At 72.3% G+C, this 15,727-nt stretch carries 11 protein-coding genes; 5 read left to right on the top strand and 6 right to left on the bottom strand.

Annotated elements, in window-relative coordinates; all coding sequences use genetic code 11:
- The first annotated feature begins 28 nt into the window (after positions 1-28).
- Entirely contained in the window at positions 29-991 is a 963-nt protein-coding gene (locus tag ABD481_RS31010; RefSeq protein WP_344669355.1) for an N-acetylglucosamine kinase, read from the top strand.
- A 166-nt stretch (positions 992-1,157) separates the two neighbouring features.
- On the opposite strand, the gene ABD481_RS31005 is transcribed toward ABD481_RS31010, so the two are convergent.
- From ABD481_RS31005 to ABD481_RS30990, 4 genes are all read right to left on the bottom strand, one after another.
- On the bottom strand, positions 1,158-2,558 hold the full coding sequence (locus ABD481_RS31005) for an MFS transporter (protein WP_344669354.1): 1,401 nt from the start codon (positions 2,556-2,558) through the stop codon (positions 1,158-1,160).
- Positions 2,559-2,917: 359 nt separating this feature from the next.
- Positions 2,918-3,325, bottom strand: a complete 408-nt coding sequence (locus ABD481_RS31000) for an ArsR/SmtB family transcription factor (RefSeq protein ID WP_344669353.1) — start codon at positions 3,323-3,325, stop codon at positions 2,918-2,920.
- A 143-nt stretch (positions 3,326-3,468) separates the two neighbouring features.
- Entirely contained in the window at positions 3,469-3,909 is a 441-nt protein-coding gene (locus ABD481_RS30995) for an SRPBCC domain-containing protein (protein ID WP_344669352.1), read from the bottom strand.
- Between the two features lie 169 nt (positions 3,910-4,078).
- A complete protein-coding gene (locus tag ABD481_RS30990; protein WP_344669351.1) occupies positions 4,079-5,020 on the bottom strand; it encodes a tellurite resistance/C4-dicarboxylate transporter family protein in 942 nt (313 codons plus the stop codon).
- A 136-nt stretch (positions 5,021-5,156) separates the two neighbouring features.
- Here ABD481_RS30990 and ABD481_RS30985 point away from each other — a divergent pair, with 136 nt between their 5' ends.
- Genes ABD481_RS30985 through narI form a run of 4 tightly spaced genes read left to right on the top strand, consistent with a single transcriptional unit; the run spans position 5,157 to position 11,932 of the window.
- Positions 5,157-8,912 carry a nitrate reductase subunit alpha gene (locus tag ABD481_RS30985; protein ID WP_344669350.1) on the top strand — a complete coding sequence of 1,252 codons (3,756 nt, stop codon included), beginning with the start codon at positions 5,157-5,159 and terminating at the stop codon, positions 8,910-8,912.
- Positions 8,912-10,495 (top strand): nitrate reductase subunit beta, encoded by a 1,584-nt coding sequence (gene narH / locus ABD481_RS30980; RefSeq protein ID WP_344669349.1) that lies wholly within the window; start codon positions 8,912-8,914, stop codon positions 10,493-10,495. Before ABD481_RS30985 ends, narH begins: the two co-directional genes overlap by 1 nt.
- On the top strand, positions 10,492-11,181 hold the full coding sequence (narJ, locus tag ABD481_RS30975; RefSeq protein WP_344669348.1) for a nitrate reductase molybdenum cofactor assembly chaperone: 690 nt from the start codon (positions 10,492-10,494) through the stop codon (positions 11,179-11,181). The genes narH and narJ overlap by 4 nt, the downstream gene beginning before the upstream one ends.
- A 25-nt stretch (positions 11,182-11,206) precedes the next feature.
- Positions 11,207-11,932, top strand: a complete 726-nt coding sequence (gene narI / locus ABD481_RS30970) for a respiratory nitrate reductase subunit gamma (protein WP_344669347.1) — start codon at positions 11,207-11,209, stop codon at positions 11,930-11,932.
- A gap of 65 nt (positions 11,933-11,997) precedes the next feature.
- Here narI and fusA read toward each other — a convergent pair whose 3' ends face one another.
- Both fusA and ABD481_RS30960 read right to left on the bottom strand, forming a co-directional pair.
- A complete protein-coding gene (gene fusA, locus ABD481_RS30965) occupies positions 11,998-14,214 on the bottom strand; it encodes an elongation factor G (RefSeq protein WP_344669346.1) in 2,217 nt (738 codons plus the stop codon).
- 389 nt (positions 14,215-14,603) lie between these two features.
- Entirely contained in the window at positions 14,604-15,617 is a 1,014-nt protein-coding gene (locus tag ABD481_RS30960; RefSeq protein WP_344669345.1) for a LacI family DNA-binding transcriptional regulator, read from the bottom strand.
- Positions 15,618-15,727: the final 110 nt, after the last annotated feature.

Below are 15,727 nucleotides of genomic sequence, written 5' to 3'. Positions count from 1 at the left end.
TGATCGTCGTGCGGATAAAGTGCCCGCCATGGCTCCCCACTCCACGCTGCGCGGCTCCGATCTGCTGATCGCGGTCGACGGCGGCAACAGCAAGACCGATGTCCGGCTGGTCCGTCTCGACGGGACGGAGGTACGGCGGGCGGTCGGCGGGCCGTTCCGGCCGCAGGCGCTGGGGGTGCCGGCGGCGATGGCGGTGCTGGCCGGCCTGGTGCGGGAGCTGCTGGCGCCGGGCGACGTGGCCGGTCCGGTGCGCGGGATAGCGGCCTTCCTGGCCGGGGCCGACCTCCCCGAGGAGGTCGAGACGCTGCGCACGGAGATCGAGGCGCGCGGCTGGGCCAAGGAGGTCTACGTCGCCAACGACACCTTCGCCGTCCTCTACGCCGGGGCCGGGTCGGACCGGCGCGCGGGCGTCGCAGTGGTCTGCGGCACCGGGATCAACTGCGTCGCGGTGGCGCCGGACGGCCGCATGGCGACCTACCCGGCGCTGGGCGCCGAGTCCGGCGACTGGGGCGGCGGCGGGGACCTGGGCCGCGCCGCACTGTGGTGGGCCATCCGCGCCGAGGACGGCCGAGGCCCGGCCACCAGCCTGGTCGAGGCGGTCACCAGCCACTTCGGGCGACCGCGGGTACTGGACGTGGTCCTGGCCATGCACCGCGGCGAGGAGTCGGACCGCCGGGCGGCCGAGCTGGCCCCGGCGGTGTTCGCCGCCGCGGAGGCCGGCGACGAGGTGGCCGGGCTGCTGATCGACGTCCTCGGCGACGAGATCGCCGGGATGGCCTCGGCCGCCGCGCGCCGCCTGGGGCTGGAGGCGCCGGCGGTGCTGATCGGCGGCTCGGTGGCCGCCGCCGGGCACGTCAGGCTGCTGACCCGGGTGCGGGAGCGCGCGCCGGGGCCGGTGACGGTGGTGACGGAGGCGCCGGCGGTGGGCGCGGTGCGGTACGCCGCCGGGCGGTGGGGCGACGCCGCGGCGCGGGAGTACTGCGACGTTTAGCTTCCGGCAGGAAAAGGGTCCCGGCCCTCGCGAACACAGCGAACACTGCGAACACTGCGGACACGAACACGAACACGAACACAGCAAACACAACGGCCTGCGAAAGCCGGGACCCGGAAGCAAAGACCGGTGGATCGCGCCGTCGACAGCGGCGCGATACACCGGATCATGACAGCGTGGCAGCCGCACCTGAAGTGTTCGTGAAGGCCGCACCGATCCGGTGTTCCATCTCTGCTTCCGTCGCCGCCGGGTCCGGAGCGGCCGGTGTCCGGGGCCTGAGACCGACCCACACCAGCGCGGCGCCGCCGAGGGTGACCACGACGTCGACGGCCAGCGCGAGATGAGTGCCGGCCAGCTCGCCGGAGCGGGTGGCGGCCACCGCGCTCAGGATCGGGATGCCGGAGGTGATCGCGACCTGCTGGGTCATCAGCGTCAGGCCGGTGGCCAGGCCCTGTTCGGCGTCGGGCAGGCCCGAGGTGCCGGTGACGGTGTAGGCGACGATCGCCGAGACGTGGCCGAAGAAGCCCACGAACAGCGCCGGGACCAGGATCGCGAGCGCCCAGCGGCTGCCGCCGGTGAGCAGCAGCGGCAGCGTCGCCAGGCCCTGGACGGCCAGGCCGGCGACCAGCACCCGGCGGACGCCGTGCCGTCCGATGAAGCGGCCGGCGGCCACGCCCGCGCCGATCGAGGCCAGGCCCGGGACGCCGAAAACGAAGCCGGTGGCCAGCGGCGACAGGTGCAGCGTGCCCTGGAGGTAGAGGGTCATCAGGAAGATCATGGCCGGCTCCATGGTGAAGGCCACGAACCCGCCGGCGTTGCCCCACCGCACGGTCGGCCGCCGCAGCACCGGGATCGGGACCAGCGGGGCCGGCGCGCGGCGCTCGACGGCGAAGAAGACGGCCAGCAGCACCATCGCCACCGCGCCGACCGCCCAGCTCCGCTCGATGACGGCATAGGTCCCGGCCAGCAGACCGCCGGTGACGGTGACCGCGCCGGGCAGGTCCAGCCGCACCTGCCCGCTGCGCGCGCCCTCGACGAGCAGCGCCGGCGCGACGGCGAGGATCAGCACGGCCACCGGCACGTTGATGAAGAACGCGGCGCGCCAGCTCAGCAGGCTGACCAGGCTCCCGCCGGCCATCGCGCCGACGGTGAAGCCGCCGGACAGCAGCGCGCCGTTGAGGCCCAGGGCCCGGTCGCGGGCCGCGCCCTCGGTGAAGGTGCTGGTGAGCAGGGACAACGCGGCCGGCGTCGCCATCGCGGTGGCGAAGCCTTGGAGCACCCGCGCGGTGAGCAGCGGCGCCGGGCCGGTGGCGAACCCGCCGAGCAGGCTGGCCGCGACCAGCAGCGAGATGCCGCCGAGGAACAGCCGCCGGCGCCCGACCAGGTCGCCGAGCCGCCCGAACACCAGCGTGAAGCCCGCGGCCGGGAGCATGTAGGCGGTGGTGATCCAGGGCAGCGCGTCCCGGCTGAGGCCGATGCCCGCGCCGATGTCGGGGAACGCGACGTTGAGGATCGAGAAGTCGACGGCGAGCATGAAGCCGGCGCCGAGCAGGACGAACAGGATCATGCGTTCCCGCGTGGTGAGTCGTACGCGGGCAGGAGGTATCGCGGACACAGTGCAGCTCCGTTTCGGAAAGGAGGATGCGCGGTGGAGTACCGCAGGAGTGGATGCAGGTGTGGACCGCCGCGCGCGTGGAATTCGGGCACTGCGGAGTTCGGGCACTGCCGAGGTCAGGCACGGAATTCGGGCACTACGGAATTCGGGCACGGCGGAGGTCAGGCACCGCGGAGGTGAGGCACCGCGCGCGGCGGCCGCAGAGCGCGGACACGCCGATGGGGAGCCGGGCGATGTCGGAGTCCGGACACCGCCCGACCAGTGATGGCGACCTTTTCAGTCGCTGTCAGCCAGAAACGGAAAAAGGGGAACTAGTCGCAGCTCGCGTCGAGCGCCTTCGCCGCCGCCTCGGCGGCCTCAGCAGCTTCGGCCGCTTCGGCGACCGCCTTGATCCGGGCGAGCCGGCGGTCCCAGTCGGCGGCGAGGGTCGCCATCCACCGTGCCGTCGCGTCGAGTGCGGCGGAGCGGACTTCGTAGCGGACCTCGCGGCCGGCGCGGCGGCCGGTGACCAACCCGGCGGCGTCGAGTACCGCCAGATGCTTCACCACCGCCTGGCGGGTGACGGGCAGTTCGCCGGCCAAGTCGGTGGCGGAGGCGGCGCCGCGCGCGGCGAGCACGTCGAGCAGGCGGCGCCGGGTCGGGTCGGCGAGGGCGGCGAGCACCTCGTCGACCGGCTCGGCCGCGACGCCGCCGGACGCCGCACCGCCTGTCCTCGCCATGGAGGCCACGCTACCGGGGCGTGGCATGCTCGCGGAAACAGCCAGAGCCCTGCTGGGCGCGGCCCCGTCTCCGCCTCCGCCCCCGCCCCCGCCCGGCGCGCCCCGTGCCCGCGCCGAGCGGCCGACGACGTCCCCCTCCTCCGTCACGCCGCCTCTTCGGCGGTCTTCTTGAACGCGTCCAGCACCTGCGGCCATCCCTCGGTGTTGTCCTTCAGCGCCCCGCGGCGCTGCTCCTCGGGGGCGTCGAGGACGGAGAAGCCGCTCTCGACGACGCGCAGGCGGATGCCCTCGGCCTCGGGGATGAGGGTGAACTCGATCAGGGTGGTGCTGCCCTCGCGCAGCTCGTGGCCGCTGAACGCGCTGGCCCAGCGGTAGCTGACGTAGCTCTTGGGCTCGACCTTCTCCACGCGGACGGGGAAGTCGCCGTACTCGTCGTGGTGCGTGACGGTGACCTCGCCGACGGCGGCGGGCACGCCCGTGGAGGCGATCCAGAAGCCGGTGTCGGTCACCAGCGACCAGACCCGGTCCTGGGAGGCGGCGATCAGGGTCTCGCGCTCGATGCGGTCCTGGATATCGGTGGTCATGGCTGTGCTCTCTTTCGCGTAGGCGGCCCGGTGGGCCCCGGAGGCCGGTGCGGCCGGTTCTGAGGACTTCTCGTGCAACTCCAGAGTTGCACATGCCGCCCCGGACGCGCAACCTGTGAGTTGCACATCAAGGAGCGCCATCGGACCGGCCACCCCACCCCCGCCCCCCTCACCCCACCACCGACCTCCGCCACGCCACGCCCAGCCCGCACGCCGTCACCAGCCACGCCGCGAAAGCCACCCACAGCAGCACCCGCCCCAGCGGATCGAGCCACCCCACCCCCGCCGCCGTAGCCGTCGACAGGCACGCCGCCGCCGACATCCCCATCGGGAACACCGTCGCCCACCGCCGGATGTCGTATCCGGGCCGCGGCCAACGCACCTCGGCCACCGCCAGCACCGCGTACCAGGCCAGCGCCGCCGCCAGCACCACCAGCGTCAGCCAGCGCAGCAGGGAGTGGCCGGTGCCGGTCCAGCCGGAGAACGCCGTCAGCTTCGAGGCGCCGAGCGCCGAGATGGCCAGCGCGCCGCCGGCCACCCAGTGGTCCCCGGCGCCGGTCCGCACCTGCCGGAGGTCGAACCGGTACAGGGCCTGGCCGTAGAGCACCAGCCCGAACAGCAGCAGCACCACCGCAATCGTCGCCAGCCAGGCCAGCGACCACAGTCCGGCCAGCGTCGCGGCCAGCACGGTCAAGCCCTGCGTCGCGACCGTCACCAGGAACACCGCGCCGGGCATCCCGCGCTTCCAGTGCCGCACCACCGCGATCAGCAGCACCGGCCACACCAGCGCCGCGCCGACCAGCAGCGCCGCCGCGACCGGTTTCCAGCCGAACAGCGCCAGCCGGGTCCCGAGCACGCAGGTCCCGGCGATCCCGGTGAGCGCCGGCGGCGTGGCGGCCTCGGTCAGCCACCGCGACCGCTCGGTCAGGAAGCGGGAGGTGAACACCGCGACGAAGGTCAGCCACACCGCGATGTCCAGCGTCATCAGGACCTTGGACAGCACCTCGGAACCGGCCAGGTGCAGGCCCACCGAGACGATCCCGGTGGCCATGACGATCCCGCCGCCGGCCGGCGGCAGCCCGGTCCAGAACCCGGCGACCTTTTTGTCCACCTCGCTACCATTCCCGCCCCGCCCCGGCCCGCTCTCCTGCTGGGCCGGACAGGTGACGCCCTGGTTCGCGACCCGTGAACGGGTGACTACACAGCTTGAGACAGCCGACCGTCAACGGCACACACCGGGAGGCGCGGTGGCACGCGACGCATCGAAGGAGCCGGACAAGCTCCTGTTGGAGACCGGCAAGTTCCTGCGGCGCGGCCGTACGGCCCCGGACCTGCACAGCGTGCGGTACAGCGGCGGCCGGGAAGGCGACGTCTTCTACCGGGACCGCTGGAGCCACGACAAGATCGTGCACTCCACCCACGGCGTGAACTGCACCGGCTCGTGCCGGTGGAAGGTGTACGTCAAGGACGGCATCATCACCTGGGAGACGCAGGCCACGGACTATCCCTCGGTCGGCCCCGACCGCCCGGAGTACGAACCCCGGGGGTGCCCGCGCGGCGCCTCCTTCTCCTGGTACACCTACTCCCCCTCCCGCGTCCGCCATCCCTACATCCGGGGTGTGCTGCTGGAGCACTACCGGGAGGCGAAGGCCCGGCTGCGGGACCCGGTCGCGGCCTGGGCCGACGTGGTCGGCGACCCCGAGCGCCGCCGCGCCTACCAGCAGGCCCGCGGCAAGGGCGGCCTGGTCCGCGCCTCCTGGGACGAAGCCGCCGAGATCGTCGCCGCCGCGCACGTCCACACCATCAAGACCCACGGCCCCGACCGCGTCGCCGGCTTCTCGCCGATCCCGGCCATGTCGATGGTCTCCCACGCCTCCGGCGCCCGGTTCATCTCGTTGATCGGCGGCACGATGCTGTCGTTCTACGACTGGTACGCGGACCTGCCGGTGGCCTCTCCGCAGGTGTTCGGCGACCAGACGGACGTGCCCGAGTCCGGCGACTGGTGGGACGCCGCCTATCTGATCATGTGGGGCTCCAACGTCCCGGTCACCCGCACTCCCGACGCCCACTGGATGGCCGAGGCCCGCTACCGGGGCCAGAAGGTCGTGGTCGTCGCCCCCGACTACGCCGACAACGCCAAGTTCGCCGACGAATGGCTGCACCCCCACCCCGGCACCGACGCCGCCCTGGCCATCGCCATGGGCCACGTCATCCTCACCGAGAACTACGTCAAGAAGAAGACAGAGTTCTTCGACACCTACGTCAAACAGTTCACCGACCTCCCGTTCCTGGTGACGCTCGCCGAGCACGACGAGGGCGGCTACTACGTCCCCGACAAGTTCGTCCGCGCCGCCGACCTCCCGAACCGCGAAGACTCGGAGAGTTCCGACAGCACCGACAGCTCCGGGGATTCCAAGGACTCCGAGGGCTCGGCCTGGAAGACCGTCCTGCTCGACGCCGCCACCGGCCGCCCGGTGGTCCCCAACGGCTCGCTCGGCTTCCGCTGGACCGACTCCGGCGCCGGCCGCTGGAACCTGGACCTGCGAGGCGTCGAACCCCGCCTGAGCCTGCACGGCCTGCCCGGCGCCACCGGCACCGAAGTACTGCTGCCCCGCTTCGACACCGACGGCGGCGCGCACGGCCAGGGCCGCGGCGAGGTCCACAGCCGCGGCGTCCCGGCGATCCGGCTGCACCCCGGCGGCCCGCTGGTCACCACCGTCTTCGACCTCTTGCTCGCGCAGTACGGCGTCGCCCGCGAAGGCCTGCCCGGCGTCTGGCCGGCCGGCTACGACGACGCCGGCCAGCCCGGCACCCCGGCCTGGGCCGAGGCCATCACCTCGGTCCCGGCCGCCCGCGCGGTGAAGATCGCCCGCGAGTTCGCCGACACCGCCGTGCGCTCCCAGGGCCGCTGCATGATCCTGATGGGCGCCGGCACCAACCACTGGTTCCACTCCGAGACCATCTACCGGTCCTTCCTGGCTTTGCTCGCCCTCACCGGCTGCCAAGGCCGCAACGGCGGCGGCTGGGCCCACTACGTCGGCCAGGAGAAGTGCCGCCCGGCCACCGGCTGGGCCACGCTGGCCTCGGCCAACGACTGGTCCCGTCCGCCCCGCCAGGGCATCGGCGCCGGGTTCTTCTACCTGAACACCGACCAGTGGCGCTACGACCAGTTCCGCTCCGAGGTGCTCACCTCGCCGCTGGCCTCCGGGGCGCTGGCCGGGATGAGCGGCGCCGACTGCTTGGCCCGCTCGGCGCGCCTGGGCTGGATGCCGTCGTATCCGACGTTCGACCGGAACCCGCTGGACCTGGCCGACGAGGCGCGCGCCGCCGGCAAGGAGCCGGCCGCGCACGTCGTCGACGAGCTCAAGGCCGGGCGGCTGGGCTTCGCCGCCGAGGACCCGGACGCGCCCGAGAACTGGCCGCGGGTGCTGACCCTGTGGCGGTCGAACCTGCTGGGCTCCTCGGCCAAGGGCGCGGAGTACTTCACCAAGCACCTGCTGGGCACGCAGTCCTCGCTCCGGGCCGAGGAGGCCCGCGAGGACGTGCGGCCGCGCGACGTGAGATGGCGCGAGCAGGCTCCGGAAGGCAAGCTCGACCTGCTGCTGTCGCTGGACTTCCGGATGACGTCCTCGGCGCTGCTGTCCGACGTCGTGCTCCCGGCCGCGACCTGGTACGAGAAGCACGACCTGTCCTCCACGGACATGCATCCCTTCGTCCATTCCTTCAACCCGGCGGTGGACCCGCCGTGGCAGGCCCGGACCGACTTCGACGCCTTCCACACCATCGCCCGGCGCTTCAGCGAGCTGGCCGCCGGGCACCTGGACACCCGGTACGACGTCGTCGCCTCCCCGTTGCAGCACGACACCCCCGGCGAAGTGGCGCAGCCCGGCGGCGTGGTCCTGGACTGGAAGCTCGGCGAGTGCGAGCCGGTGCCGGGCCGGACGATGCCGGGGCTGGCGGTCGTCGAGCGGGACTACACGGCGGTCGCGGCGAAGATGGCCGCGCTGGGCCCGAACGTGGAGAAGCTCGGGCTGCCGGTCAAGGGCCTGAAATTCGTGCCCGAGGAGGAGGTCCGGGCGCTGAAGGCGCTCAACGGCGTGGTGCGCGGCGGCCCGGCCGACGGCCGTCCGTTGCTCGACACCGCGGTGAAGGCGTGCAACACGATCCTGCGGCTGTCCGGCACCAGCAACGGCCGGCTGGCGGTGCAGGGCTTCCGCGAGCTGGAGAAGCGGGTCGGCACACCGTTCGCCCACCTGGCCGCCGAGCACGAGGGCAAGCAGATCACCTACGCCGACACGCAGGCCGCGCCGGTGCCGGTGATCACCTCGCCGGAGTGGTCGGGCAGCGAGTCCGGCGGTCGCCGCTACGCGCCGTTCACGCTCAACACCGAGCACCTCAAGCCCTGGCACACCCTGACCGGCCGCCAGCACTTCTTCCTGGACCACGACTGGATCCACGAGTTCGGCGAGGCGCTGCCGGTCTACCGGCCGCCGCTGGACATGAACCGGCTGTTCGGGGAGCCGCGGCTGGGGCCGGAGGGCCAGAAAGAAGTCACGGTCCGATACCTGACGCCGCACAACAAGTGGTCCATCCACTCCGAGTACCAGGACAACCTGTTCATGCTCTCGCTGTCCCGCGGCGGGCAGAGCATCTGGATGTCGTCGCAGGACGCGGCGGCGATCGGGGTCTCGGACAACGACTGGATCGAGGCGGTGAACCGCAACGGCGTCGTGGTGGCCCGGGCGGTCGTCTCGCACCGGATGCCGAAGGGGACCGTGTACATGCACCACGCGCAGGACCGTACGGTCGGGGTGCCCAAGACCGAGGCCACCGGGAAGCGCGGCGGGGTCCACAACTCGCTGACCCGCGTGATGCTCAAGCCGACCCACCTGATCGGCGGCTACGGGCAGCTGTCGTGGGCGTTCAACTACCTCGGCCCGACCGGCAACCAGCGCGACGAGGTCACCGTGATCCGGCGCCGCTCGCAGGAGGTTCAGTACTGATGCGGGTGATGGCGCAGATCGCGATGGTGATGAACCTCGACAAGTGCATCGGCTGCTCGGCGTGCTCGGTGACGTGCAAGCAGACGTGGACCAACCGGCGCGGGGTGGAGTACGTCTGGTTCAACAACGTGGAGACCCGGCCCGGGCTGGGGTATCCGCGCCGGTACGCCGACCAGGAGAAGTGGAAGGGCGGCTGGGAGCTCGACAAGCGCGGGCGGCTGAAGCTGAAGCAGGGCGGACGGCTCAAGAAGCTCGCCGAGATCTTCGCCAACCCGGTGCTGCCGACCGTCGAGGACTACTACGAGCCGTGGACGTACGACTACGACGACCTCCAGCAGGCGCCGCTGGGCACCGACTACCCGGTGGCGCGGCCGCGCTCGCTGCTGACCGGCAAGCCGATGGACACCGTGCGGTGGAGCGCGAACTGGGACGACAACCTCGGCGGCGCACCGGAGTACGGGCCCGAGGACCCCGTGGTGCAGCGCATGCGCGCGCAGGCCTCGACCGTCGGGGAGAAGGTGAAGTTCGAGTTCGAGCAGGCGTTCATGTTCTACCTGCCGCGGATCTGCGAGCACTGCCTGAACCCGGCGTGCGTCGCCTCGTGCCCGTCGGGGGCGATGTACAAGCGCAGCGAGGACGGGATCGTGCTGGTCGATCAGGACCGGTGCCGGGGCTGGCGGCAGTGCGTGACGGCGTGCCCGTACAAGAAGGTGTACTTCAACCACCGCACCGGCAAGGCGGAGAAGTGCACGTTCTGCTACCCGCGGGTCGAGGTGGGACTGCCGACGGTGTGCTCGGAGACCTGCCCGGGACGGCTGCGGTACCTCGGTGTGATGCTCTACGACGCCGACAAGGTCGCCGACGCCGCACGCACCACGGACGACCGGGACCTGTACGAGGCGCAGCTCGGGGTGTTCCTGGACCCGGCCGACCCGGCGGTGGTCCGCGCGGCGGAGGCCGCCGGGATCCCGCACGACTGGATCGGCGCGGCGCAGCGCTCGCCGGTCCGCAAGCTGATCTGCGACTACCGGGTCGCACTGCCGCTGCACCCGGAGTTCCGGACGCTGCCGATGGTCTGGTACGTGCCGCCGCTGTCGCCGGTGGTGGAGGCGGTCGCCGAGTCCGGGCACGACGGCGAGGAGGCCGGGAACCTGTTCGGTGCCATCGACGCGCTGCGGATCCCGGTGGAGTACCTGGCGGAGCTGTTCACCGCCGGGGACGTGGTGCCGGTGCGGGCGGCGCTGGGGCGGCTGGCCGCGATGCGGGCGTACATGCGGGAGGTCAACCTCGGGGAGCGGCCGGCGGAGCCGTCGGCGGAGATCGAGGAGCTGTACCGGCTGCTGGCGATCGCCAAATACGAGGAACGGTATGTGATCCCGACAGCGGCGATGTCCGACGCGCACGCGATGGAGGAGGCCGCACTTGCCTCAGGGTGCAGCGTCGACGACTACGACACCTCGGACCTGGACCGCAACGGGCCGTTCGGCGACGACTCGGGGCCAAAGAACCTGCCGATGGTGACGCTGGAGGACTTCCACGCGATGCGGCGGCGGCAGACGGCGGACCGGGAGGAGGACGCGTGACGGCGGGGCTGGGGCATCGGGAGCGGGTGGTGGTTCGGGCGGCGGCGTGGTTGCTCGACTATCCGGGTGGGGGTTCGGACTCGGGCTCGGGCTGCGGCTCTGGTTCGGAATGGTGGGCCCGGCTGCCGCTGGTGCGCTCCGCACTCGCCGCCGTCGGCGGACGGGCCGCGCGGCAGCTGACCGGGTTCGTGGACCGGGTGGCGGCGCTGCCGGCCGGGGAGTTGGCCGCGCACTATGTCGAGGTGTTCGACTTCAAGAACCGGCACAGCCTGTATCTGACGTGGTGGCTGGACGGGGACACCCGGCGGCGCGGTGCCTCGCTGGTGGAGCTCAAGGCCACTTATCGGGAGGCCGGACTCGACTTCGCGGACACCGAGCTGCCCGACTTCCTGCCCGTGGTGCTGGAGTTCACCGCCGCGACCGGGGATCGCGCGCTGCTGCTGCGTCATCGGCCCGGGCTGGAGCTGCTGCGGTTGGCGCTGGCCGAGCACGGGACGCCGTACGCGGACGTGCTCGGCGCGGTGTGCTCGACGCTGCCGGGGCCGTCGCCGAAGGACCGGGCCGCGGCGCGGGCGCTGGCCGCGGCGGGACCGGCGACCGAGACCGTGGGGCTGGATCCGGCCACCGCGGCGCTGCGGCCGTACGGGCACCTCGACCTGCTGCCGGTGCTGACCCCGGACCGCTGACCGACCACTGAAACGGAGGGATGCCGTGAAGACGTTCCTGTGGGGCGCGCTCCCCTACATCGCCGTCGCGATCCTGGTCACCGGCCTCGTCTGGCGCTATCGCTACGACAAGTTCGGCTGGACGACCCGCTCCTCGGAGAGCTACGAACGCAAGGTGCTGAACATCGCCTCGCCGATGTTCCACTACGGCATCCTGTTCGTGCTGGTGGGCCACCTGATGGGGTTGTTCGTCCCGGCGTCCTGGACCGACGCGATCGGCTTCGACGAGCACTGGTACAACCTGCTGTCGCTGTTCGGCGGCGTCGCCGCCGGCGCGCTGGCCGTGATCGGCATCCTGATGCTGATCTATCGCCGCCGCACCACCGCCGCCGTGTTCCGGGCCACGACCCGCAACGACAAGCTGATGTACGTGGTCCTGCTGTCCGCGATCGTGCTCGGCATGGTCGCCAAGCTCACCCACGCCGGCATCCACGAAGGCTACGACTACCGCTCGACCATCGCCGTCTGGTGCCGCAGCCTGTTCACGCTCAACCCCAAGGTCTCGCTGATGGCCGGCGCCCCGGTCCTGTTCCAGATCCATGCCGTGGTCGGCCTCCTGCTGTTCGCGCTGCTGCCGTTCACGCGGCTGGTGCACATGTTCAGCGCCCCGGTCCAGTACCTGTTCCGGCCGTACATCGTCTACCGGAGCAGGGATCCGCGCCGCCTCGCCGAGAGCCCGACGCGGCGCGGCTGGGAGGGCATCGGGAGCTGAGTAGCGCGCATGAAGGACCTCGGCCGGCCCGCCCCTAAAGGAGCGGACCGGCCGAGCCCTTCATCTCACTGCGCCGAGCCCGAACCGTTGCCCGAACCGGAACCGGAACCGGAACCCGAACCCGAACCCGAACCCGAACCCGAACCCGCCGCGAGCGCGTATCCCACCGCCCGCGTCGTGAACGTCCCGCGGCCCTGCGTCCGGCTCCGCAACCGCGTCGCGTACCCGAACACCTCGGCCAGCGGCACGGTGGCCGTCACCACGACCGTCGCGCCGCGCGCCGTGGAATCGGTCACCCGCCCCCGCCGGGCGGCCAGGTCGCCGAGCACCGCGCCGACGCCGTCCTCCGGCGTGCTGACGGTCAGCTCGACCACCGGTTCGAGCAGCGCCATGGTTCCGGCCCGCAGCGCGTCGCGCAGCCCGAGCTTGCCCGCCGTGCGGAAGGCCATCTCGGAGGAGTCCTTCACGTGCGTCGCCCCGTCCGTCAGCACCACGCGCAGACCCGTCACCGGGTGCCCGCCGAGCGGACCGGCGGCCAGCGCGTCCCGGCATCCGGCCTCGACGGCGCGGATGTACTCGCGCGGGACGCGCCCGCCCACGACTTCGGACTCGAAGACGAATCCGGTGTCGCCGAGCCGCTCGGTCAGCGGATGCACTTCGAGCACGACATGAGCGAACTGGCCCGACCCGCCGTCCTGCTTGACGTGCCGGTAGACGAAGCCGGTCACCCCTCGCACGACGGTTTCGCGGAAGGCCACCTGCGGACGCCCCACCGTCACCGCGACGCCCTTGTCACGGCGGATCTTCTCGACAGCCACCTCCAGATGCAGCTCGCCCAGCCCGGACAGCAGCGTCTGGCCGGTCTCGGAGTCGGTGCGGACCACCAGCGAAGGGTCCTCCTCCGCGGCCCGCGCCAACGCGACCGCCAGGCGTTCGGTGTCGGCGTTCCGCTCGGCCTCGACCGCGACCGACACCACCGGATCCGCCGAGACCGGCGCCTCCAGCAGGATCGGCGCGTCCGGCGCGCTCAGCGTCGCCCCGGTGCCGGCCGCCTTGATCCCGACCAGCGCCACGATGTCGCCGGCCACCGCCTGCTCGACCTCGCTGTGCCGGTCGGCCTGCACCCGCAGGATCCGGCCGACGCGTTCGGTCCGCCCGGCGGCGACGTCGAGCAGCGAGTCGCCCTTGCGCAGCGTGCCGGAGTACAGGCGCACGTAGGTCAACCGCCCCGTGCCGGTCGACTGCACCTTGAACACCAACGCCGCCAACGGCTGCTCGGGATCGGCTTCGCGCCGGCGCGCGCCGGAGCCCGCCGCCGAACCCGCCACCGAACCCGCTGCCGAGACCGCCGCCGAACCCGCCACGCCGCCCTCGACCCCGGCGATCGCCGGCCGGTCCAACGGCGAAGGCAGGTAGGCCACCACCGCGTCCAGCAGCGGCTCGATGCCGCGGTTCTTGTACGCCGCGCCGCAGAGCACGACGACGACGTCGCCGGACGCAGTCAGATCGCGCAACGCCAGGCTCAGCGTCCCCGCGGACAGCCGCGACTGCTCGACGAACTCCTCCAACGCCACCGCGTGCCGCTCGGCGACCGTCTCCTCCAGCGCCCGCCGACGCCGCGCGGCCTCGTCGCGCAGCTCGGCGGGAACCTCGGAGGCAGCCAGCTCGCCGCCGCCGTCCGCGTCCCAGGTCAGGGCCCGCATACCGACCAGGTCCACGACGCCGACGAAGTCGCCCTCGGCCCCGATCGGCAGGTGGACGGCGACCGGAACCGGATGCAGCCGCTGCCGGATCGACTCCAGCGCCGCGTCCAGGTCGGCGCCGGGCCGGTCCATCTTGTTGACGAACGCGATGCGCGGAACGCCGTAGTGGTCGGCCAGCCGCCATACGGACTCGCTCTGCGGCTCCACTCCGGCCACCGCGTCGAACACCGCCACCGCGCCGTCGAGGACGCGCAGCGAGCGCTCGACCTCGGCGGCGAAGTCGACGTGTCCGGGGGTGTCGATGAGGTTCAGCCAGTGTCCGTCCCATTGGCAGCTGGCGGCCGCGGCGAAGATGGTGATGCCGCGGGCCCGCTCCTGCGGGTCGTAGTCGGTGACGGTGGTGCCGTCGTGGACCTCGCCGCGTTTGTGGACGGCGCCGGTCAGGAACAGCACGCGCTCGGTGACGGTGGTCTTGCCGGCGTCGACGTGCGCCAGGATGCCGATATTGCGAACGAGGGCCAGGGATTTCCGGGCCTGGTCGCGCTGGGTCTGGGATTGCGTGGACAGCTGGGAACGCATGACGATCGGTCCTTCGAGAAATCGCTGTGAGATCCGCGAGCGATGCTCGCGGCGGATCAGGACAGCGCGATACCCGGATTCGGCCGTGCCCGGAAACGAAAAGGGGGCACGGAGCCACGTCGGAATCAGACCTCTGAAATCAGAGGCCGATCACACCGGGGAGGAGTCTCAACGCAGGCCGCGCAGCCGGCGCCGAGCCGGCGAAGACACGAGGATCACGTCGAAGGGGTGCCGGGAGGCGACGATGGCGGAGCCGCCGCGTGTCATGATCCCTCCCCGTCCTCGAACACCGAATGTCGATCCCACGCCCGGATCCTGGTTCTCCTCCTCGGATCACCGGTCACGGACGCATCGCAGCGAGGCTAGCGGACCGCGCCGGCCTACGGTACTCATTTCCGCGAACCGGCTCCGCCCGACGGCGCCGGCGGCGGTGCCGTGGACCCGCCGACCACCAGCCGCACCGGCAGCACCCGCCACCGCGTCGCCCCCGGCACCCCGGGCCCGATCTCGGCGTCCAGCAACGCCATCGCCGTCTGTCCGGCGCGGCCCAGCGGCGGCGCCACCGTCGTCAGGCGCGGCGTGCTGGCCGCCGCCAGCGGGATGCCGTCGAAGCCCGTCACGCTGATCCGCTCCGGAACCTCCACCTGGCGCTCGCGCAGCCGCACGATCGTGCCCAACGCCATCAGGTCGTTGAAGGCGATGACCGCCGTGACGCCCTCGCGCAGTGCCCGGTCGGCGATCTGCGCGCCGGAGGCGAAGTACGGCGGGAACGCTCCGAGATCCACCACCCGCAGCCCCCCGGTCCGCCCGGACTCGGCCAGGCCGCGCCGCCGCTCGGCGTCGCCGAAGGAGGCGCGCGGACCGCCGGCGTAGCCGACGTGCCGATGGCCCAGGGCCGCCAGATGGGCCACCAGCCGCCGCATGCCGTCGACGCAGTCCACGACGACACCCGGCAGCCCGGGTATCAGACGGTTGAAAAGCACGGTCCGGCCGGGGATGCTCAGGGCCCGCAGCCGGTCGCTGGGCAGCCGCGGCGAGAGCAGCACCAGCGAGTCCACCTGCCGGGCGATCAGCCGGAGCAGGTCGGCCTCCAGCGCCGGGTCCTCGACGGCGTCGAGGGAGAGCACATGCCGCCCCTCGGCCGGCGGCGCGTTGCGCATCCCGCGCAACACCGCCGGAAAGAACGGGTTCGCCAGATCGGGGACCACCGCGCCGACGAAGCCGGTGCGCCCCGGGCCCGCGCCGGCCCGGCGCGGGCGCCGCGAGGAGTACCCCAGGCGCCGGGCCGTGTCCACGACCCGGCTCCGCGTCGGCTCGGCGACCAGGTGCGGAGTGTTCAAAGCACGCGAGACGGTCGCGATCGACACCTCCGCCTGGCACGCCACTTCCCGGATCGTCGCCATCGGATCATCCTCTCGTCGCGCGCCACAAAGCTCGGTTACGGCGTCACCCCGATGTAACACAGTGAAACATCGGATGACCGTCTGTGTCCGGCCGGAAATGCGAGGTAGAG

Origin of the sequence: Catenulispora yoronensis, from assembly GCF_039531695.1 — a bacterium.
Taxonomy (GTDB): Bacteria; Actinomycetota; Actinomycetes; order Streptomycetales; family Catenulisporaceae; genus Catenulispora; species Catenulispora yoronensis.
The sequence above is the reverse complement of the archived record's forward strand: the minus strand, read 5'-3'. Positions and strand labels throughout refer to the sequence as shown.